The organism is Paraburkholderia panacisoli (assembly GCF_008369935.1).
GTDB classification, from domain to species: domain Bacteria; phylum Pseudomonadota; class Gammaproteobacteria; order Burkholderiales; family Burkholderiaceae; genus Paraburkholderia; species Paraburkholderia panacisoli.
Genome location: NZ_VTUZ01000006.1, coordinates 70,761 through 89,742, shown reverse-complemented (window position 1 = coordinate 89,742; position 18,982 = coordinate 70,761). Strand labels below are relative to the sequence as shown.

Below are 18,982 nucleotides of genomic sequence, written 5' to 3'. Positions count from 1 at the left end.
CGGTCTTTATCCATCGATCGTCGCTCGACAGCTTTCGCAATAATTGATCTCAATGGGAAGCGGTGTGTTGCCGGTTCGTCAGTCCGTATACCTCATTGGGGGTCCAGCTTGAACATTCGTAAATTTGTCGGTGCCACCAGTCGCGATGCTCTGCGTCTGGTTCGTGAAGCGCTTGGCCCGGATGCAGTCGTGTTGTCCAATCGCACGATGGACGACGGCAGCGTCGAGATCGTCGCGCTGGCCGACAGCGATCTCGCCGCCATCACGCCCAAGGCTCGCGAGCGCGCAAGCGCGGCACTGGCCGCGCCGACGGGTTCGAATGCTGGACAGCCGCCCCTCGCCGCACCGCGCGCACTGACGGCACTACAGGCGAATCCGTACGCGAGCGGCATGCCCGATGTGTTCTCGTCGGTGTTCGGCGCGAGCCCGGAAGCGGGTGCCGAAACGATGTCCGCGAGCGTGCCTGTCGATGGAGCATCGACCGCGCTCAAAGCCGTGGCGCCGAAAGCGATGCGCGAGGCAACGGCCGCGGCCGCACCGACGACGGCCTTGCCGGGCGCCGCAGCGAACCCCGTGCCGGCCGTCGGCCAGCAAGCTCATCAACCCGTCGTGCAGGCGGTTGCCCAGCCGACCCCCGCAGGCCCGAGCGCGCGTGCAGCGGCGGCGCGTCTGTCCGAAGACATTCGCGCCGATCTGCTCAAAGCCGCCGGCGTGCCCGTCACGCCCGCCGACCAGAAGGCCGAGACCGCCGCGCCGCGCACCATGGCCGAATCGAACCCGTGGCTGATCGACCACGCGCGCCGCATCGCCGCCGAACAGCCGGAAGAGCAAGGCGAATACAGCGCACGCCCCGCCGCAATGACGCCGTCCGTCGCCACCGCCAAGGGACTCGGCGCCGCCGTCGAAGTCGCCAGACCCGCTGCGCAGCCGGCCGCCGCCGCGCCCGTGACCGAGACGCCCGAATGGGCCCGCGAAGCCGCGCAAGTCGCCGCACGCCGCACCGCGCAGAAGAACGCGCCGGCACAGCCCGGCAGCGACGACACCCGCACGCCGGCGTCGGTCGCCGAGGCGATCAAGGCGCGCATGGAGCAGGTCGTCAACGACACCGTGATGAGCGAACTGTCGTCGATGCGCGGGATGATGGAAGAACACTTCGCCGGCTTGCTGTGGGGCGAGCGTCAACGCCGCAACCCGGCGCGCGCCGCGCTCACCAAGCATCTGTTCGCCGCGGGCTTTTCCGCGCAGCTCGTGCAGATGATGATCGACAACCTGCCCGATGACATCGACACGATGGACGGCGGGATGGACTGGGTGCGCTCGGTCCTCGAATCGAACCTGCCGGTGATGGAAGACGAAGACGCGCTGATGGAGCGCGGCGGTGTGTTCGCGCTGATGGGCCCGACGGGCGTCGGCAAGACGACCACCACCGCGAAGCTCGCCGCGCGCTGCGTAATGCGCTTTGGCGCCAGCAAGGTCGCGCTGCTCACCACCGACAGTTACCGGATCGGCGGCCACGAGCAACTGCGCATTTTCGGCAAAATTCTCGGCGTGTCGGTTCACGCGGTGAAAGACGGCGCCGACCTGCAGCTCGCGCTTTCCGAACTGCGCAACAAGCACATCGTGCTGATCGACACGATCGGCATGAGCCAGCGCGACCGCCTCGTGTCCGATCAGATCGCGATGCTGTGCCGTGCCGGTCAGCCGGTGCAGCGCCTGCTGCTGCTCAACGCGACGAGTCACGGCGATACGCTCAACGAAGTCGTGCAGGCCTATCAGCGCGCGCCGGATCAGCAGCCGCTCGCCGGCTGCATCCTCACCAAGCTCGACGAAGCGACCAATCTGGGCGGCGTGCTCGACACGGTGATCCGCTACAAGCTGCCGGTGCACTACGTGTCGACCGGGCAGAAGGTGCCGGAGAACCTGTACGTCGGGACCAGGAAATTTTTGATCAAGAGCGCCTTCTGCATTCCGCGCGACAACTCACCTTTCGTGCCGCACGACGACGACGTCCCGGGCTTGCTGTCGGCACTCTCAGCGCGTTCGACCGCCGAGCTGCACGAGGTTCGCTTTGGATAAGCTCGTTTCGGATCAGGCCGAAGGACTGCGGCGGCTGCTCGCCCGCAGCGGCGCGCGCGTGATCGCCGTGACGGGCGGACCGGACGGCGTGGGATGCACGACCGTGGTGGTCAATCTCGCCGCCGCGCTCGCGCAGCAGGGCAAGGACGTGCTGGTGATCGACGAATGCGTGGGCGACAGATCGGTGAGCGCGATGCTCGGCGGCTTGCGCGGCGCAGGCAATTTCTCGGCCGTGATGCGCGGCGAGATGACGCTCGACGACGCCGCCGCTCGGCATCCGCTGGGTTTTTCGGTGCTGGCCGCGTCGCGCAACAACCGCGAAGGCCACACGGCCCAGCAGTTCAAGGTGCTGCTCGGCGGTTCCGCGGACATCGTGCTGATCGACGCGCAACTCGACGAGCAAGGCCATCTGTCGCCATTCGCGCGGCAAGCGCACGACGTGATGATCGTCACGCGCGTGGCGGCGCAGGCGATCACCGACGCGTATGCGTGCATGAAGCGTCTGCACTACGCACACGCGATCGCGCAGTTTCGCGTGCTGACGAATCACGTGCAAAGCGTGGCCGACGCGCACACGACGTTCGCCAACCTGGCCGGCGTGGCCGGGCGCTACCTGACGGTGGCGCTGGAAGACGCCGGCTGTATTGCCGCCGATGCGCGGATGGCGCGAGCCCTGGAGTTGTCGCGTTGTGTCGTCGATGCGTTCCCGTCGACACCGGCTGCGCGCGACTTGCGGCACCTCGCTGCCGAATTGCAGTACTGGCCGATGCGGCCAGCGATGTCGTCGCAAACGCCACGGATGGCGCCAGCGACAGTTACAGCGGCGCAGCACGCCGACCAACCGTCCGTACAGCACGCCTGAGAGGCGGCATAAGGACAAGGGGAAGCACGATGTATAACGCCCAGGGAAAGATTTCCCAAGCCGAAGTTCTGACGAAGTACGCACCGCTCGTGCGTCGCCTCGGCTTGCAGCTCGTCGCCAAGATGCCGGCGAGCGTCGATCTCGACGATCTTATCCAGGCCGGCATGATCGGTTTGCTGGATGCCGCGGGCCGCTACAAGGAAGATCAGGGCGCGCAGTTCGAGACCTACGCCAGCCAGCGGATTCGCGGCGCGATGCTCGACGAGTTGCGCAGCAACGACTGGTTGCCGCGCAGCTTGCGGCGCACCTCGCGCGAAGTGGAAACGGCCGTGCACAAGGTGGAGCAGAACCTGGGCCGCTCGGCGAGCGAAACCGAGATTGCCGAGCACCTGCAAATGCCGCTCGACGAATATCAGTCGATGCTGCAGGACCTGCACGGCAGCCAGTTGATCTACTACGAAGACTTCGACCGTTCCGCCGACGACGAACCGTTTCTCGACCGCTACTGCGTGGACCATTCCGACCCGCTGTCGGCGCTGCTCGACGACAGCCTGCGCTCGGCGCTGGTGGAGGCGATCGACCGGTTGCCGGAACGCGAGAAGCTGCTGATGTCGCTGTACTACGAGCGCGGCATGAACCTGCGCGAAATCGGCGCGGTGATGGAAGTCAGCGAGTCGCGGGTGTGCCAGTTGCACAGCCAGGCCGTGGCGCGACTGCGCACGCGGCTGCGGGAAATGGCCTGGGCAAACGCCGAGGCGAACTGAAGCGCCGCGCGATGTTCGACACGGCGGTCCGCTATGCGCCCGCCTTCTTCATGCGGCCATTTCATGTTCGGCGGCAAGCGCGAGAAATGCCGAGCGCGACATGCCGTGCGCCTGCGCATACGCGTCGATCTCCTGGACCAGTACCTCGGGCAGCGAGATGTTGATGCGGATCGCCTTCTTCAACGCCGGAATGTTGCGCGTTGTCACGAAACCCCATGTGAACCCCGCGAAGTCTGGATTGAGCCGATGTTCGTCGAGCGAGCGCCGTTCGGGCAGCGGCATGCCTTCGTCGATCAGCGTCTCGAGATGCGCTTCGATGGCCTCTTTGGCGTTCGCATACGCTTCTTCCAGCGTGTTGCCCGCGGAGTGGCAGCCGGGAATGTCGGGCACTACCACGCCGAACGCATGCTGCTGGTCTCCAGGCTCGATAGCGATCGGGAAAATCAGGTTCTTCATTTCAGGCCTGCCTGTTTGAGAATGCTGTTCAGGGTGCCGGGCGGCAGATCCTTTTTCGGATGCGGGATGGTCACGAGACCGGGCTTTACCGCGTGCCGGAAATGATGGTGGCTGCCCGATATCCGGACGAGCCGCCAGCCATCGGTATGGATCAGTTTGGCGACCTCGGCGCTGTTCATGTTGGACTCCTCTAACTATACACACGATTACACAACCTCGCTAGTGGGGCAGAGCTTTGCCTGTGGGCGCGCCGCAACTCACGGTCGCGGCGATCGCACAAAGCTCGATAGGGGGTTGTCATTTCAACGCGGCGCGGCGTTGTGCGCCAGTTAGCCGGATGGCTAACGTTGAGGTCGTTGGAGCGAGGCGGGCGGGAATGAAACGAAGGAGTCGCGGCGGCAGAAATGCGAAAGGCCCGTCAATGACAGGCCTTTCGTTTGATATTTCGTTCGAAGTGGAGCTTCTTGGCTGGCAATCAGCAATCAGCAATCAGCAATCAGCAATCAGTAGTCTTTTACAGCGCGGATTGAGCCGGAATCCGGCCATCAGGCCCATAGAAACCGGCCTTGCGCGGCACGTTCACCTGCAGTGCGGCCAGCGCCCGCTGGTTGTAGTCCATGCGCACGCGGATCAGTTCGCCGTTGTTGGTGTTGGCGCGGCGGGCGCGCTCCGCCGCTTTTTGCAGCAGCGTCCATTGCGCGGCGACCCGCGCATCGGTGCTGGCCGCCAGCTCCATACCCGACCAGCCGGCCGGAAAGCCCAGCTCGGCCAGTTGCGCGTCGCGGGCGGCTTCGAGCCTGGCGAGCACGCCAATCAGCTCGGTTTTCTTCTCGACGATCGCGGGCAACTGCTCCAGCGGCGACAGGGCGGTCAGCGCCTTCGATTCGAGCGTCAGAATCGAGGCGAACGCCTCGACGGTCGAATATTCTTCTATGAGGGTGGCAAGCAGGGCGTCTTTCATCTCAACAACTCGCTAGGCACAGCGGCTCGCGCATGACTCGCGAGCCGGGTTTGTCGAACGCCGCCCGGTACTCCACGGCACTTCGATGTGTCGATCAATGGCCGGTCGACGAGGTTTTGGTCTGCAACAGGTCGCGCGCCGTCTGCAAGACGCCGTCGGCGATCTTGCCCGAATCCATTTGCAGCGTGCCGTCCTTGATCGCCTGCTTGATCGACGCGACGTGTGCCGTGTCGATGTCCGCCGAGCCGGACGCCGCCAGGCTGCGCAAGTGCTGCGACAGTCCCGACAGGCTCACGCTTGCGTCGCCCGAACCGCTGGCGGTGGCCGGCGAGGCCGTGCTTGCGCTCTGCGCGGTGTTGGCCGCCGGGGTGGCGTCGCTTTGCTGCGAGCGGGACAGAGCGTCTTTCAACGTCGGCAGATTCGAATTGGTTGTGGAATCGACTTTCACGATTGGCTTCCTGAACGATTTGATCCTGATAACGGCAACCGTTGATCAAAACTTTAGCGCAATCGCCCCACGTCGGACTGTGCCTTTCAGCGCAATCTGACCCCATCGACACCACGTCTGCCCACGCCGACGCCACGGCCTCTTCCTGCACGAGGGCGAGGCCGGCCACCCGGTTCACAGTTGAATCTCCACCGTCGCGCCATCCTTGACGATGCCCGAGATGATCTGGCCGTTCGCGGTCTTGACCCGCACCTGCTGTCCCGGCGACGCGTTGTTCATCGCGCTGCCTTCGGACGAAATCGAGAACCCGTTACCGGCCGCCACGACCCGCACCGTCTGGCCGATCGCGATCGCCGACGCGCTCTTGAGCATGTCGCGGCGCAGTGGCATGCCGCCCGCGATCCGCGCGAGCGAGACCGAGCCGATCGCCTGCGACGGGTCGGTGACGATCGCCTGCGGCAAGCCGGTCAGGTCGCCGTCGCGCGCGACGAGGTCGGCGGCGGTGAGCACTTCGCCCGGCGCCATCGCACGCGCGGCCAGATAGTAGGTGGCGTGCAACGAGACGCGCGCCTGTAGGTAAATGGTCCACGGCCGCTCGCCCGCGCAGCGCACGCCGACAGTCGTGCGGCCCCACAGGCGCGCGCCGGTCGGCATGAACGGTTCGAGCGCGGTGCAGGCAGTTAGGCCGCGCGGGAAGGCCGCCGCGACCGTGATGTCGATCTTGCCGGGCAAGCCGGCGGATTGCTGTTGCAGGAAGGCGAGGGCAGCGGCGTGAATCGCCTCGGGGTCCTGCTGGCCGGGTAGCGGTGCCGGCTGCGCGATGGCGGCGGCCTGCAGGTTCTTCTGGGCGACCGCCGGCGCCGGCTGGCGCGTCGCCGGCGTCGCGGCGATCACGGGACGGCTTGACAGCGCGGCCGCTGTCGCGACCGGCTTGCCGTTCGCGCCGAATTGCGGCGGCTCGCCGCGCGATGCGAGACTGTCGAAACCGCCGCCTTGCGGCGCGCTGGCGGCGACCGGCTGCACACCGGCAGGGCTCGCCGGCGCGGGCGTCACCACCACCGGCACGACCGCGCGCGAACCCGGCGCGGCATTCGCGCGCACCGCATCCGCGGACGCGGCAACATTGCCCGGAGCGGGAATCGTGATGACGCCGTTGGCGTCAGGTTTAAAGCCGGTGCGGATCATCGCCGGTGCGGCGGCGGGCTCGTTCGCGCCCGCAATCACGATCGCGCCGTTGGCAGCGGCGGCGCGGGCAAACGGGTCGGCGTCGCGTGGCGCGGGCCCGCGTCCGATCGACTGCGCGGTGGCGGCGGCCAGCGTGGCTGCCGATGCCGCGCGCTGCGACGGCGTCTGCATCTGCTGTGCGATATCGGCGAGCGCGCCGGGGTTCTTTTCAGCCGGCCCTGGAATCACGATCGGGCCGCCAGCTTCCTGGGCCTGGCTCGAGCCCGGCAGCAGCACGATGCCGCCCGCGACCCACAGCGCCACGCTCACCACCAGCCGTGTGACAAGACGCGACGTGGCGCGCAGCGCGAGACGCGGAGCCAGCCGCACCGCACGCGCCGGCCGGCCGGCGCGCGAGCCCGCACGATGCACCGGCGCGCGGCTCGCACGCTGCGGCAAATCGGAAGTGGGCTGGTCCATCACGGTTCTCCATGGAATGCATCGGTACGCCTTGCATTCTAGTGAGCGCCCCCATTGCGCAAACGTTGAATAGAAGCCCCCTTTCCCGGTTATTCGTCCGATTGCCGCTTGCGTTCGGCCCATAAGATGCACCTCATGCAAAAAGGCCTTCCCGGTCGATGCAGTCCTCGAGCGAGGCAGTCACGGGAAGCCTCGGGAACCGTCTCGGGAGATCTCTATGCTGGACAAACTCGATTCCGAATTCGCGTTCGGCCGCCAGGCGCTGGATGTGCGCGCCTACCGGCAGGAGCTGCTGTCCTCGAATATCGCCAACGCCGATACGCCCGGCTACAAGGCGCGCGACGTCGACTTCGCGTCGTCGCTGGCCGGCGCGCTGAAGAAGACGGGCGGCAGCACCGCGGGCCAGGCCGCATCGAACAGCTCGACGCTGGCGATGACGCAGCCCGCCGGCGTGACGAGCGGCATGTCGATGACGTCGACCGAGCCGGGCCACATGGCGGGCAAGGCCACGCTCACCGCGACGGGCGGCACGCCCGACGACTACGGCAACCTGGCATACCGGATTCCGACCCAGCCCGCGCTCGACGGCAACACGGTGGATATCGACACCGAGCGGGTCCAGTTCGCCGACAACACGCTGCACTTCGAATCGGGCATGACGGTGTTGTCGAACCAGATCAAAACGATGCTCTCGGCGATCACGTCGGGCTCGTAACAGGACATGCGGCGCACGCGGCAGCAGATCCAACAGCAGACGCGGCAGCACGCACGAACAAATCGCTACGGGACTTAATTGCAGCCGGCTCGCGCCGGCAGGAGAGGTCAGGAAACCATGCCATCCCTGATGAACATTTTTGGTGTTGCAGGCTCCGCGATGTCGGCGCAGTCGCAGCGGCTCAACGTGACGGCGTCGAATCTCGCCAACGCGGACAGTACCACCGGCCCGGACGGCCAGCCGTACAAGGCCAAGCAGGTGGTGTTCGCGGTGAACCCGCTCGGCGGCGCGCGCTCGGCCTCGGGCCAGCAGGTCGGGGGCGTGCAGGTCACCGGCGTGGTCGACGACCCTACGCCGATGAAGACGGCCTACGAGCCCGGCAATCCGGCGGCCAATGCGGACGGCTATGTGACGTTGCCCAACGTCGACCCGGTGCAGGAAATGGTCAACATGATCTCGGCTTCTCGCTCCTATCAGGCCAACGTCGAAACGCTGAACACAGCCAAAACACTGATGCTGAAAACGCTCACGATCGGAACCTGAGGAGAGAGCCTTGACCACCAACACCACGATCGGCAGCAGCGGCACGACCGTTTCGCAAACGCTGCTCGACACGATGAACGGCGCGAGCAGCAGCACGAGCTCGACCAGCTCGACGAGCGGTACGTCCGCCGCCGACCTGCAGAACACCTTCCTGCAACTGCTCGTCGCGCAGTTGAAGAACCAGGACCCGACCAACCCGATGGACAGCTCGCAGATGACCTCGCAGCTCGCGCAGATCAGCACGGTGCAGGGCATCAGCCAGCTGAACACGTCGCTCAGCTCGCTGTCGACGCAGCTCGCCGCGGGCCAGCAGTCACAGGCCGCGCTGCTGATCGGCTCGACCGTGCTCGCGCCGGGCAGTTCGATCTCGGTGGCGAGTGGCAAAGCCGGCTCGTTCGGCGTGCAGTTGACGAGCGCCGTGAGCGACCTGCAGGTCGTCGTGAAGAACTCGGCCGGCACGATCGTCAACACGATCGATCTCGGCAAGCAGTCCGCCGGCACGATTCCGGTGGGCTGGACGCCGACCGACACGGCGGGCAACACGCTGGCCGACGGCACCTACACGATCACCGCAACCGGCACGATCAACGGACAGGCGGCTACGGCCACCACGCTGACCGGCGCGACGGTGGAAAGCGTCGTCACGCAGAGCACCGGCACACCGGGCCTCGTCCTGTCGAACGGTTCGACGGTCGACTTGACCAGCGTCGCCGCGATCCTCTGATTCAGATCAATTCGATTACGACTATCCAGATACGGAGCACGTCATGGGTTACCAACAAGGTTTGAGTGGTTTGTCGGCGTCGTCGAGCGATCTCGACGTGATCGGCAACAACATCGCCAATGCCAACACGGTCGGCTTCAAAAGCGGCACGGCCCAATTCGCCGACATGTACGCCAATTCGGTGGCGACGGCAGTGAGCCAGCAGATCGGCATCGGCACGAAGCTCTCCGAAGTTCAGCAGCAGTTCTCGCAAGGCACGATCACCACGACCGACCAGGCGCTGAACGTTGCGATCAACGGCAACGGCTTCTACCAGATGAACAACAACGGCACGCTGACCTATTCGCGCAACGGCGTGTTCCAGCTCGACAAGAACGGCTACATCACCAACGCACAGGGCCTGCAGCTGATGGGCTATGCGGCGAGCAACGGCGGCATCATTAACAGCGCCCAGACCGTGCCGCTGCAGGTGCCGACCGCGAACATCGCGCCGTCGCCGACCACCACGATCGCCGCCGGCCTGAACCTGAACGCGCAGGACGACCTGATGTTGGGCACGCCGACGGTGACGCCCGGCACGATCACCGGTTCGCAGAGCACGCCCACTGTGTCGATCACCAACGCCGCCTCGGGCACGAACGCCGACGGCTACACGATCACCTTCGACGGCACGGGTGGTTACACGGTCACGGACACCACGCTCAACACCTCCACTACGGGCACCTACACCGCAGGCACGGCGATCCCGCTCGGCAACGGCCAGACCGTGACGTTCGCCACCGGCACGCCGGCGGCGAACGACAGCTACACCATCGCGCCGACGCCGACCGCGTTCAACCAGAACAGCTCGTCGACGTATAACTACTCGACCAGCACGACGGTCTACGACTCGCTCGGCGGCTCGCAGCAGGTCAACATGTACTTCGCGAAGACCGGGGCCGGCACGTGGGACGTCTACGCGGGCGTGTCGACAGGCACGGCGACGCTGGTCGGCCAGGCGAGCTTCAACTCGTCGGGCACGCTGACCGGCACGAGCCAGGCTGTTGTTCCGGCCACGACGCCCCCCACGTTCGTCGCCACCACCACGCCGTACATGTTCAACGTCTCGATCCCGACCACCGACGGTTCGTCGACGCCGCAGAACCTCACGCTGAACATTGCCGGCACCACGCAATACGGCGGCAAGGACGGCGTGAACACCCTGCAGCCCGACGGCTTCGCGGCGGGCACGCTGACCGGCTTCACGGTCGCGAGCGACGGCACGCTGACCGGCAACTACTCGAACGGCCAGACCTCGGCGCTCGGACAGATCGTGCTGGCGAACTTCTCGAACCAGAACGGCCTCGTCGATCTCGGCAACAACGAGTATGGCGCGACTTCGGCGTCGGGCGTCGCGCAGATCTCCACGCCGGGCTCGACCAACCACGGCGTGCTGCAAGGCGGCGCGGTGGAAAACTCGAACGTCGATCTGACGAGCGAACTGGTGAACCTGATCACCGCGCAACGCAACTATCAGGCGAACGCGCAGACGATCAAGACCCAGCAGACCGTCGACCAAACCCTGATCAACCTGTAAGCGACCGGGACCCCACCATGGATCGGCTGATCTACACCGCGATGTCGGGCAGCGCCCAGGCGCTCGAACAGCAGGCGATCGTCGCGAACAACCTCGCGAACGCATCGACCACCGGCTTTCGCGCGCAGCTCGAGACTTACCGTGCCGTGCCGATGTCGTTCGGCGACGGCAGCTCGATCAACGACAACACTACCCGCACCTTCGTGCTGTCGTCGACGCCGGGCGCCGACTACACGCCGGGGCCGATCCAGCAGACGGGCAACCCGCTCGACGTGGCGATCCAGGGTCCGGGCTGGCTGTCGGTGCAGACCGCCGACGGCAACGAGGCTTACACGCGTGCCGGCAATCTGCACGTCGACGAGAACGGCCAGCTGGTGAACGCCACCAATCAGGTGGTGCTCGGCAACGGCGGGCCGGTATCGGTGCCGCCGGGCGCGGAGATCACGATCGGCAAGGACGGCACGGTGTCCGCGTTGACGCCGGGCGATCCGCCGACGGCCGTGGTGACGGTCGATCAGCTGAAGCTGGTAAATCCGGATCCGCAAACCATGACGCGCGGCGACGACGGCTTGTTCCGCACCGCCGACGGCAACCCCGCCGACGCCGATCCGGCCGTCACGCTGGCGCCGGCGTCGCTTGAAGGCAGCAACGTGAATCCGGTCAGCGCGATGGTCTCGATGATCACCAACGCGCGCCAGTTCCAGATGCAGACCAAGCTGCTGGAAAACGCCGATAAGAACGATCAGTCCGCTAACCAGTTGCTCAGTTTTAGCTAACGGGTTGCCACGGCATAGCAACCGTGTTGCATGGGACGGGAGTGAGCGCTGAAGCGCTAACTCCGGTCGACCGCAGTTTGCATGGGACCGGAGTAAGCGCTAAAGCGCCAACTCCGGCCGACCGCAGTTGCATGGGACCGGAGTAAGCGCTAAAGCGCCAACTCCGGCCGACCGCAGTTGCATGGGACCGGAGTAAGCGCTAAAGCGCTAACTCCGGTCGACACAGGAGAAGATAAGTGAATCGCTCGCTCTACATCGCCGCTACCGGCATGAATGCGCAACAGGCGCAAATGGACGTGATCTCGAACAACCTAGCGAACGTCAGCACCAACGGCTTCAAGGGCTCGCGCGCGGTGTTCGAGGACCTGCTGTATCAGACCATCCGCCAGCCGGGTGCGAACTCGACGCAGCAAACCGAACTGCCGTCCGGCATTCAGCTCGGCACCGGTGTGCAACAGGTCGCGACCGAGCGTCTGTACACCCAGGGCAACCTGCAGCAGACCGGCAACTCGAAGGACGTCGCGATCAACGGCGCGGGCTTCTTCCAGGTGCAGATGCCCGACGGCACGACCGCCTACACCCGCGACGGTTCGTTCCAGACCAACGCCCAGGGGCAGCTCGTCACGTCGAGTGGCTATCAGGTGATTCCGGCCATCACGATCCCGACCAACGCGACTTCGCTGACGATCGGCAGCGACGGCGTGGTGTCGATCACCGTTTCCGGCTCCACTAATACGCAGCAGCTCGGCTCGATGCAGGTTGCCACCTTCATCAACCCGGCCGGTCTGGATGCGAAGGGCGAGAACCTGTTCTCGGAGACGGCTTCGTCGGGCGCGCCGAACATCGCGCAGCCCGGGCTGAACGGCGCCGGCACGCTCAACCAGGGCTATGTGGAAGCGTCCAACGTGAACGTGGTGCAGGAACTGGTGAACATGATCCAGACCCAGCGCGCCTACGAAATCAACAGCAAGGCCGTGACCACCTCCGACCAGATGCTGCAGACCCTCAGTCAGATGCAGGTTTGAGGGGCTGGAAACTGAAGAAGGTAATCACGATGTCGTACTTCACTCGCACTCCGGTTCATTCGCGCACCGCTCAGGCGCTCGCGCAGCTCACGCTGCTCGCGGCCCTGGGTGGCTGCGGCCTCGTGCCCAAGCAGCCCATCACGCAACAGCCGATGACGGCGCTGCCGCCGGTGCCGCCGCAAGCGCAGGCGCCGGGCTCGATCTACAACCCGGGCTACGCGGGCCGGCCGCTGTTCGAAGACCAGCGGCCGCGCAATGTCGGCGACATCATCACGATCGTGATTGCCGAAAACATCAACGCGACCAAGTCGTCGGGCGCCAATGCCAATCGCAACGGCAGCACGAATTTCACCGTGCCGACCGCGGGTTTTCTGGGCGGCCTGTTCGCCAAGACCAATCTGAGCGCGAACGGCGCGAACGTGTTTTCCGGCACCGGCGGCGCCAACGCGTCGAATACGTTCAACGGCACGATCACCGTCACGGTGACCGGCGTGCAGGCCAACGGCAACCTGATCGTCAGCGGCGAAAAGCAGATGCTGATCAACCAGGGTAACGAATTCGTGCGCTTCTCCGGCGTGGTGAATCCGAACACGATCTCCAGCCTGAACGCGGTGTATTCCACCCAGGTGGCCGACGCGAAAATCGAGTATTCCGCCAAGGGCTATCTCGACGAGGCCGAGAACATGGGTTGGCTGCAACGCTTCTTCCTCAACGTGTCGCCGTGGTGATCATGCGTACCGTTTCCCCGCGCCGCGCGGCCGGCGCCGTCCTCACCGCTGGTTTTGCTGCTGCATTCGCTACGGCCTCGCGTGCCGGCCGCGCGCTCGCGTTCATCGCGCTCGCCTGCGCGGCGCTGCCGGCCGCCACGCCCGCGCATGCCGAACGGCTGAAAGACCTCGCCCAGATCCAGGGCGTGCGCGACAACCCGCTGATCGGCTACGGCCTCGTGGTCGGCCTCGACGGCACGGGCGACCAGACCACCCAGACGCCGTTCACCACGCAGACGCTCGCCAACATGCTGGCGAACCTCGGCATCTCGATCAATAACCAGGCGGCGGGGTCGAGCAACTCGCAGTCGTCGCTGTCGAACATCCAGTTGAAGAACGTCGCCGCAGTGATGGTGACGGCGGTGCTGCCGCCGTTCGCGCGTCCCGGCGAAGCGATCGACGTGACAGTCTCGTCGCTCGGCAATGCGAAGAGCCTGCGCGGCGGCACGCTACTGCTCACGCCGCTCAAGGGCGCCGACGGTCAGGTGTACGCGCTCGGCCAGGGCAACCTCGCAGTCGGCGGCGCCGGCGCGAGCGCCAACGGCAGCCGGGTGCAGGTCAACACGCTGGCCGCCGGCCGCATCGCAGGCGGCGCGATCGTCGAACGTGCGGTGCCGACCTCGGTGTCTCAAGCTGGCACCATGCAGCTCGACCTGAACGACATGGACTACGACACCACGCAGCGCGTCGTCGCGGCGGTCAACAATGCGTTCGGCAGCGGTACCGCCACGGCGCTCGACGGCCGCACCATCCAGTTGCGCGCCCCGGCGGATCCGCAGCAGCAGGTCTCGTTCATGGCGCAATTGCAGAACCTCGACGTCAGGCCGGCGCAGGCCGCCGCGAAGGTGATCCTGAACGCGCGCACCGGCTCGATCGTGATGAACCAGATGGTCACGCTGCAGAACTGCGCGGTTGCGCACGGCAATCTGTCGGTGGTGATCAATACGCAGCCGGTTGTGAGCCAGCCGGGCGCGTTCTCGAACGGCCAGACCGTGGTCGCGCAGCAGTCGCAGATTCAGATGAAGCAGGACAACGGCGCGCTGAAGCTGGTGAATGCCGGCGCCAACCTCGCCGAAGTGGTGAAGGCGCTCAACGCACTGGGCGCGACGCCGGCGGATCTGATGTCGATCCTGCAGGCCATGAAGGCGGCGGGCGCTTTGCGCGCCGACCTGGAAATCATCTAAGGAAGAAACCAGATGAATTCGGATACGACCAATACCGCAAACGACCTGACCCAGCGGTTCGCGCTCGACGTGCAGGGGTTCGCCAGTCTGAGCGCGCAGGCCAAGGCTTCGCCGCAAGCCGGCATGAAGATGGCCGCGCAGCAGTTCGACGCCGTGTTCACGCAGATGATGTTGAAGAGCATGCGGGACGCGACGCCGCAGGACGGTCCGTTCGATTCGCACGACAGCGCCACCTTCACGTCGATGATGGATCAGCAGATGTCGCAGCAGTTGTCGAAGAAGGGCATCGGCGTGGCCGACGCGATGCTCAAGCAGCTGATGCGCAATCAGGGCATGCAGGTGAGCAACGGCGCGGGTGGCGCGGGCGGCCTCGCCGGCATGGCGAACGCACTGGGCGGCGGCAGCGGCGGCGACGAGGGCCAGACGGCCGCGCTCAACGCGCTCGCGAAGGCCTACGGCAACGCGCAGGCCAACGGCCAGCTGGCGATGGGCAAGGGCTACTCGGCGAATAGCGCGTTGACGCCACCGCTACGCGGCGACGGCAGCTCGCCGAAGGTCGATGCATTCGTCGACAAGCTCGCTGCGCCCGCCCAGGCCGCGAGCGCAGCGACCGGCATTCCGGCGCGCTTCATCATCGGCCAGGCCGCGCTCGAATCGGGTTGGGGCAAGAGCGAGATCAGGAAGGCGGACGGCTCGACCAGCCACAACGTGTTCGGCATCAAGGCCACGAAGGATTGGACTGGCAAGACCGTGTCGACCGTCACGACCGAGTATGTGAACGGCAAGCCGCAGCGCACGGTCGAGAAATTCCGTGCGTACGATTCGTATCAGGAAGCGATGACCGACTACGCGAGCCTGCTCAAGGGCAATCCGCGCTACGCGCAGGTGATCAATTCGTCGCACGACGTGAACGGCTTTGCCAACGGCATGCAGCGCGCGGGTTATGCCACTGACCCGCACTACGCGAGGAAACTGATGTCGATCATGCAGAAGATGGGCTGACCTGCCGTTAACAAAGCAGTGAAGGGACAGCAGTAATCCGGCAGCAGTGCGAGGCAGCCGGACCGGATTCGGCGCAAGCTGATCGACCCGGTTCAAAACCACGCATGCGACGGGGCGAGGTGCATGACAAGACGGAAGAGGCCAGCCGCCCACGGGCGTCTGGTCCACCCGCGACAGGGCAGATCGGGTTTTAACGTTTGCGGCAAATATTTCATTCCGAGCCCCTAAATTTTGCCTGGATGCTGCCGCTAAAGAGTTAGACCCGATACCGGAAAGCGACGTAACGTCCGGTTGAATGCACGTGTCGCGGCTTCGACGAAGGCTTCACGAAAGCCCAGCCAGAGCCCAGGCACGCGCCCGCAAGAACAAAGCATACCGGCAAGCCCATGGATATGAACCAGTCGAACGGCCACACCGACACGCACGGTCAGCCGCACGCCCCGCAAGACGAAAGCGCGCCCGATTTCGGCCGTCGCAATCCGTTGGAGATCGGGGTCCAGTTGCGTAATCTCGTCAACCGCGGCGATTTCCTCACCGTCGAATTCGCGGGCGGACAGCTCGTGACGCGTCTGCTCGACGTCGACGTGCGCGAGCGCACCTTCACTTTCGATTGGGGCGCGCTGGCCGAGCAGAACCAAGGCCTGCTGGCCGCGCCGCGCTGCCAGTTCCACGCCGCGCCGGACGGCGTGCGCGTCGAGTTCGCCACCAGGACGCCGCGCGAGACCCGTTTCGAAGGATTGCCCGCGTTCGAGTCCGACTTCCCCGAGGTGCTGTTTTACGTGCAGCGCCGCGAGTATTTTCGCGTCAACGCGCCGATTCTCGATCCGTACGTGTGCAGCGGCCGGCTGCCCCAAGGCGACCCATTCCGCTTCGAATTGCACGACCTGTCGCTCGGCGGAGTCGGCATGCGCACCACCGACGAACGCGTGGCCGAATTGCCGATGGGCACGCGGCTGATGGATTGCGAGCTGTCGTTCGGCTCGCTCGGCCGGCTCTCGCTCGATCTGCAACTCGTGTCGCACCGCTCGACGTCGCTGCCCAACGGCACGCAGCGCTATCAGCTCGGCTTCCGTTTCATGACGCTGCCGGGCAGCGCTGAAAACACGCTGCAACGGCTGATCACGCAGCTCGAGATGAAGCGCCGGTCGCTGGTGCGTTGACGGGATGCTGGATGGGCGGGGCGCAAGCTGTCGACCGCGCTTCGCTTCGCTTGACGAACGTGGTGATGCCGCCGGCTCAACGGCGGTTCGCCCGCGTGATGGACAGGCCCGCCCGGGCCACCTGATACAGCAAGGCGAGCACAGGACGCGTGCGCAGCGAGCTTGCGCGGCTCGCCTCGCAAACGTTGCAACAAACGTCGCACATGCACGGAATGGCCCTCAATTTTTCTTGCCGCGGGCCGATAAACAGGATGTTCAAGTAACGTGGCGGCATGTCTGCGGTGTCGCCCTTCAGGATGACGCATGTCCAGCAATCTCTTAAACATCGGTCTCAGCGGACTCAATGCAGCCCAGTGGGGTTTGACGACCACCGGTGAGAACATCAGCAACGCGTCGACACCCGGTTATTCGATCGAGACGCCTGTCTATTCGGAAACCGGCGGCAGCTACACGGTCTCGGGCTATCTGCCGATGGGCGTGTCCACGACCACCGTGCAGCGCCAGTACAGCCAGTATCTGTCGACCCAGCTGAACAACGCTCAATCGTCGAGCAGCGCGCTGTCCGCCTACAACACGATGATCACGCAGCTGAACAACCTGGTCGGCAGCCCGACCACGGGGATCGCGAGCGCCATCACCGGTTATTTCACGGGCCTGCAGAACGTGGCCAACGACGCGTCCAGCGTCTCAACGCGCCAGACCGCGATCAGCGACGCGCAGACCCTCGCGAACCAGATCAACGCGGCCGGCGAGCAGTACGACCAGTTGCGCGCGAGCGTCAACACGCAACTGAGCGATGCGGTCACGAACATCAATACCTACACCGCGCAGATCGCGTCGCTGAACACGCAGATCACCGCGGCCAGCGCCCAGGGCCAGACGCCGAACCAGCTGCTCGACCAGCGCGACGAAGCGGTCGCGAACCTGTCGCAACTGGTCGGCGTGTCGGTGGTGCAGAGCAACGGCGGCTACAGCGTGTTCATGGCCAACGGCCAGCCGCTCGTGTCGGCCGGCAACAGCTTCAATCTCGGCACGGCGACCTCGTCTACCGATCCGAGCGAACTGTCGGTCCAGTATCTCGGCCAGGCCGGCGTGAAGCCGACCCCGACGCCACAAACGCTGTCCGACACCAGCGTGTCCGGCGGCACGCTCGGCGGCCTGCTGCAATTCCGTTCGCAGACGCTCGACCCGGCGGAAGCGCAACTCGGCGCCATCGCCACCAGCTTCGCCGCGCAAGTGAACGCGCAGAACGAACTCGGTATCACGCTGAACGGCACCGCGGGCGGCGCGCTGTTCACGGTCGGCTCGCCGACCGTGTACGCGAACGCGCAGAACACGGGCAATGCATCGCTGAGCGCGTCGTTTTCCGACGCAACGCAACCGACCACCGGCGACTACACGCTGTCGTACAACGGCACCGCGTACACGCTGACCGACAATTCGACGGGGAGCATCGTGGGCTCGGCCACGAGCCTCACCAATCCGATCGGCGGCCTGCAATTCTCGGCCACCGGCACGATGAACCCGGGCGACTCGTTTTCGGTCCAGCCGACGCGCGGCGCGCTGAACGGCTTCGCGTTGACCACCACGTCGCCGTCGGCGATCGCGGCCGCGTCGCCGGTGCTGGCTTCGGCCAGCGCATCGAATACCGGCAGCGCGACGATCACGCAGGGCACGGTGGCGGCCGGCTACAGCGCGCCGACCACGGCGTCGACGATTACCTATACCGCCGGCACGGGCCTGACTGGTTTCCCGCTGAATTCGGTGGTGACGGTGGCCGGCACGCCGCCGACCTCGGTCACGATCACCTCGGCGACCACCCCCGTGCCGTACTCGCCCAGCTCGGGCGCGACGCTGACGATCAACAACCCGGCCAATTCGACCAGCGCCGGCAGCATGAACGGCGTGACGGTCACGATCAGCGGCACGCCTTCTGACGGCGACACGTTCTCGATCGGACCGAACACCGGCGCGACCAACGACGGGCGCAATGCGCAACTGCTGTCGAACCTGACCACGGCACAGGTGTTGTCGGGCGGCACGTCGACGTTGACGACCGCGTACGCGACTTACGTGAACCAGATCGGCAACCAGGCGACCCAGGTCCAGACGTCGAGCACCGCGCAAAGCGCGCTCGTCACGCAGATCACGAGCGCGCAGCAGTCCGTTTCCGGCGTCAATCTCAATGAGGAAGCAGCCAACCTGCTTCAGTATCAGCAGCTCTATCAGGCCAACAGCAAGGTCATCCAGACCGCTCAGACCCTGTTCCAGACGTTGCTCGGCATCTTCTCGTAAGGCG

Annotated in this window: 19 protein-coding genes; 14 read left to right on the top strand and 5 right to left on the bottom strand. The window is 65.5% G+C overall.

Annotated features, from left to right (window positions below; all coding sequences use genetic code 11):
• Positions 1-108: 108 nt before the first annotated feature.
• Genes flhF through FVF58_RS11090 form a run of 3 tightly spaced genes read left to right on the top strand, consistent with a single transcriptional unit; the run spans position 109 to position 3,702 of the window.
• Positions 109-2,076 carry a flagellar biosynthesis GTPase FlhF gene (flhF, locus tag FVF58_RS11100; RefSeq protein WP_149669954.1) on the top strand — a complete coding sequence of 656 codons (1,968 nt, stop codon included), beginning with the start codon at positions 109-111 and terminating at the stop codon, positions 2,074-2,076.
• Positions 2,069-2,938 (top strand): MinD/ParA family ATP-binding protein, encoded by an 870-nt coding sequence (locus FVF58_RS11095; RefSeq protein WP_149669953.1) that lies wholly within the window; start codon positions 2,069-2,071, stop codon positions 2,936-2,938. Before flhF ends, FVF58_RS11095 begins: the two co-directional genes overlap by 8 nt.
• A gap of 29 nt (positions 2,939-2,967) precedes the next feature.
• A complete protein-coding gene (locus FVF58_RS11090) occupies positions 2,968-3,702 on the top strand; it encodes an RNA polymerase sigma factor FliA (RefSeq protein ID WP_149669952.1) in 735 nt (244 codons plus the stop codon).
• A gap of 48 nt (positions 3,703-3,750) precedes the next feature.
• On the opposite strand, the gene FVF58_RS11085 is transcribed toward FVF58_RS11090, so the two are convergent.
• From FVF58_RS11085 to flgA, 5 genes are all read right to left on the bottom strand, one after another.
• Entirely contained in the window at positions 3,751-4,158 is a 408-nt protein-coding gene (locus tag FVF58_RS11085; RefSeq protein ID WP_149669951.1) for a type II toxin-antitoxin system HicB family antitoxin, read from the bottom strand.
• Complete coding sequence (locus FVF58_RS11080; RefSeq protein ID WP_149669950.1) at positions 4,155-4,337, bottom strand: type II toxin-antitoxin system HicA family toxin; 183 nt, start codon at positions 4,335-4,337, stop codon at positions 4,155-4,157. The genes FVF58_RS11085 and FVF58_RS11080 overlap by 4 nt, the downstream gene beginning before the upstream one ends.
• Positions 4,338-4,672: 335 nt before the next feature.
• Positions 4,673-5,119 carry a flagella synthesis protein FlgN gene (locus tag FVF58_RS11075; protein WP_149669949.1) on the bottom strand — a complete coding sequence of 149 codons (447 nt, stop codon included), beginning with the start codon at positions 5,117-5,119 and terminating at the stop codon, positions 4,673-4,675.
• A gap of 94 nt (positions 5,120-5,213) precedes the next feature.
• Positions 5,214-5,567: a flagellar biosynthesis anti-sigma factor FlgM gene (gene flgM / locus FVF58_RS11070; protein WP_149669948.1), complete on the bottom strand. Its 354-nt coding sequence runs from the start codon at positions 5,565-5,567 to the stop codon at positions 5,214-5,216.
• A gap of 174 nt (positions 5,568-5,741) precedes the next feature.
• Complete coding sequence (gene flgA, locus FVF58_RS11065; protein ID WP_149669947.1) at positions 5,742-7,211, bottom strand: flagellar basal body P-ring formation chaperone FlgA; 1,470 nt, start codon at positions 7,209-7,211, stop codon at positions 5,742-5,744.
• A 217-nt stretch (positions 7,212-7,428) separates the two neighbouring features.
• On the opposite strand from flgA, the gene flgB reads away from it, so the two are divergent.
• The 11 genes from flgB (at position 7,429) to flgK (ending at position 18,978) form a co-directional block, all read left to right on the top strand.
• The gene (gene flgB, locus FVF58_RS11060; protein ID WP_149669946.1) at positions 7,429-7,926 is read left to right on the top strand and encodes a flagellar basal body rod protein FlgB; all 498 of its coding nucleotides are present in this window, start codon (positions 7,429-7,431) and stop codon (positions 7,924-7,926) included.
• Positions 7,927-8,043: 117 nt separating this feature from the next.
• Entirely contained in the window at positions 8,044-8,469 is a 426-nt protein-coding gene (gene flgC / locus FVF58_RS11055) for a flagellar basal body rod protein FlgC (RefSeq protein WP_149669945.1), read from the top strand.
• Between the two features lie 10 nt (positions 8,470-8,479).
• The gene (locus FVF58_RS11050; RefSeq protein ID WP_149669944.1) at positions 8,480-9,193 is read left to right on the top strand and encodes a flagellar hook assembly protein FlgD; all 714 of its coding nucleotides are present in this window, start codon (positions 8,480-8,482) and stop codon (positions 9,191-9,193) included.
• A gap of 43 nt (positions 9,194-9,236) precedes the next feature.
• On the top strand, positions 9,237-10,769 hold the full coding sequence (locus FVF58_RS11045; RefSeq protein WP_149669943.1) for a flagellar hook protein FlgE: 1,533 nt from the start codon (positions 9,237-9,239) through the stop codon (positions 10,767-10,769).
• Between the two features lie 17 nt (positions 10,770-10,786).
• Positions 10,787-11,545: a flagellar basal-body rod protein FlgF gene (gene flgF, locus FVF58_RS11040; RefSeq protein WP_149669942.1), complete on the top strand. Its 759-nt coding sequence runs from the start codon at positions 10,787-10,789 to the stop codon at positions 11,543-11,545.
• Positions 11,546-11,781: 236 nt separating this feature from the next.
• Positions 11,782-12,570, top strand: coding sequence for a flagellar basal-body rod protein FlgG (flgG, locus tag FVF58_RS11035; protein ID WP_149669941.1), 789 nt, complete (start codon positions 11,782-11,784; stop codon positions 12,568-12,570).
• Between the two features lie 29 nt (positions 12,571-12,599).
• Positions 12,600-13,298, top strand: coding sequence for a flagellar basal body L-ring protein FlgH (flgH, locus tag FVF58_RS11030; protein WP_149669940.1), 699 nt, complete (start codon positions 12,600-12,602; stop codon positions 13,296-13,298).
• Positions 13,299-13,300: 2 nt separating this feature from the next.
• On the top strand, positions 13,301-14,521 hold the full coding sequence (locus FVF58_RS11025) for a flagellar basal body P-ring protein FlgI (protein ID WP_246217025.1): 1,221 nt from the start codon (positions 13,301-13,303) through the stop codon (positions 14,519-14,521).
• A gap of 12 nt (positions 14,522-14,533) precedes the next feature.
• Positions 14,534-15,523 carry a flagellar assembly peptidoglycan hydrolase FlgJ gene (flgJ, locus tag FVF58_RS11020; RefSeq protein WP_149669939.1) on the top strand — a complete coding sequence of 330 codons (990 nt, stop codon included), beginning with the start codon at positions 14,534-14,536 and terminating at the stop codon, positions 15,521-15,523.
• A gap of 386 nt (positions 15,524-15,909) precedes the next feature.
• The gene (locus FVF58_RS11015) at positions 15,910-16,683 is read left to right on the top strand and encodes a flagellar brake protein (protein ID WP_149669938.1); all 774 of its coding nucleotides are present in this window, start codon (positions 15,910-15,912) and stop codon (positions 16,681-16,683) included.
• Positions 16,684-16,986: 303 nt separating this feature from the next.
• Complete coding sequence (flgK, locus tag FVF58_RS11010; RefSeq protein WP_149669937.1) at positions 16,987-18,978, top strand: flagellar hook-associated protein FlgK; 1,992 nt, start codon at positions 16,987-16,989, stop codon at positions 18,976-18,978.
• Positions 18,979-18,982 lie beyond the last annotated feature (4 nt).

Bases quoted from the DNA above. Each gene is read 5' to 3' on its own strand.
- FVF58_RS11090 (WP_149669952.1), top strand. From the start codon at position 2,968: ATGTATAACGCCCAGGGAAAGATTTCCCAAGCCGAAGTTCTGACGAAG.
- FVF58_RS11085 (WP_149669951.1), bottom strand. From the start codon at position 4,158: ATGAAGAACCTGATTTTCCCGATCGCTATCGAGCCTGGAGACCAGCAG.
- FVF58_RS11080 (WP_149669950.1), bottom strand. From the start codon at position 4,337: ATGAACAGCGCCGAGGTCGCCAAACTGATCCATACCGATGGCTGGCGG.
- FVF58_RS11075 (WP_149669949.1), bottom strand. From the start codon at position 5,119: ATGAAAGACGCCCTGCTTGCCACCCTCATAGAAGAATATTCGACCGTC.
- flgA (WP_149669947.1), bottom strand. From the start codon at position 7,211: ATGGACCAGCCCACTTCCGATTTGCCGCAGCGTGCGAGCCGCGCGCCG.
- flgB (WP_149669946.1), top strand. From the start codon at position 7,429: ATGCTGGACAAACTCGATTCCGAATTCGCGTTCGGCCGCCAGGCGCTG.
- flgC (WP_149669945.1), top strand. From the start codon at position 8,044: ATGCCATCCCTGATGAACATTTTTGGTGTTGCAGGCTCCGCGATGTCG.
- FVF58_RS11045 (WP_149669943.1), top strand. From the start codon at position 9,237: ATGGGTTACCAACAAGGTTTGAGTGGTTTGTCGGCGTCGTCGAGCGAT.
- flgF (WP_149669942.1), top strand. From the start codon at position 10,787: ATGGATCGGCTGATCTACACCGCGATGTCGGGCAGCGCCCAGGCGCTC.
- flgH (WP_149669940.1), top strand. From the start codon at position 12,600: ATGTCGTACTTCACTCGCACTCCGGTTCATTCGCGCACCGCTCAGGCG.
- FVF58_RS11025 (WP_246217025.1), top strand. From the start codon at position 13,301: ATGCGTACCGTTTCCCCGCGCCGCGCGGCCGGCGCCGTCCTCACCGCT.
- flgJ (WP_149669939.1), top strand. From the start codon at position 14,534: ATGAATTCGGATACGACCAATACCGCAAACGACCTGACCCAGCGGTTC.
- FVF58_RS11015 (WP_149669938.1), top strand. From the start codon at position 15,910: ATGGATATGAACCAGTCGAACGGCCACACCGACACGCACGGTCAGCCG.
- flgK (WP_149669937.1), top strand. From the start codon at position 16,987: ATGTCCAGCAATCTCTTAAACATCGGTCTCAGCGGACTCAATGCAGCC.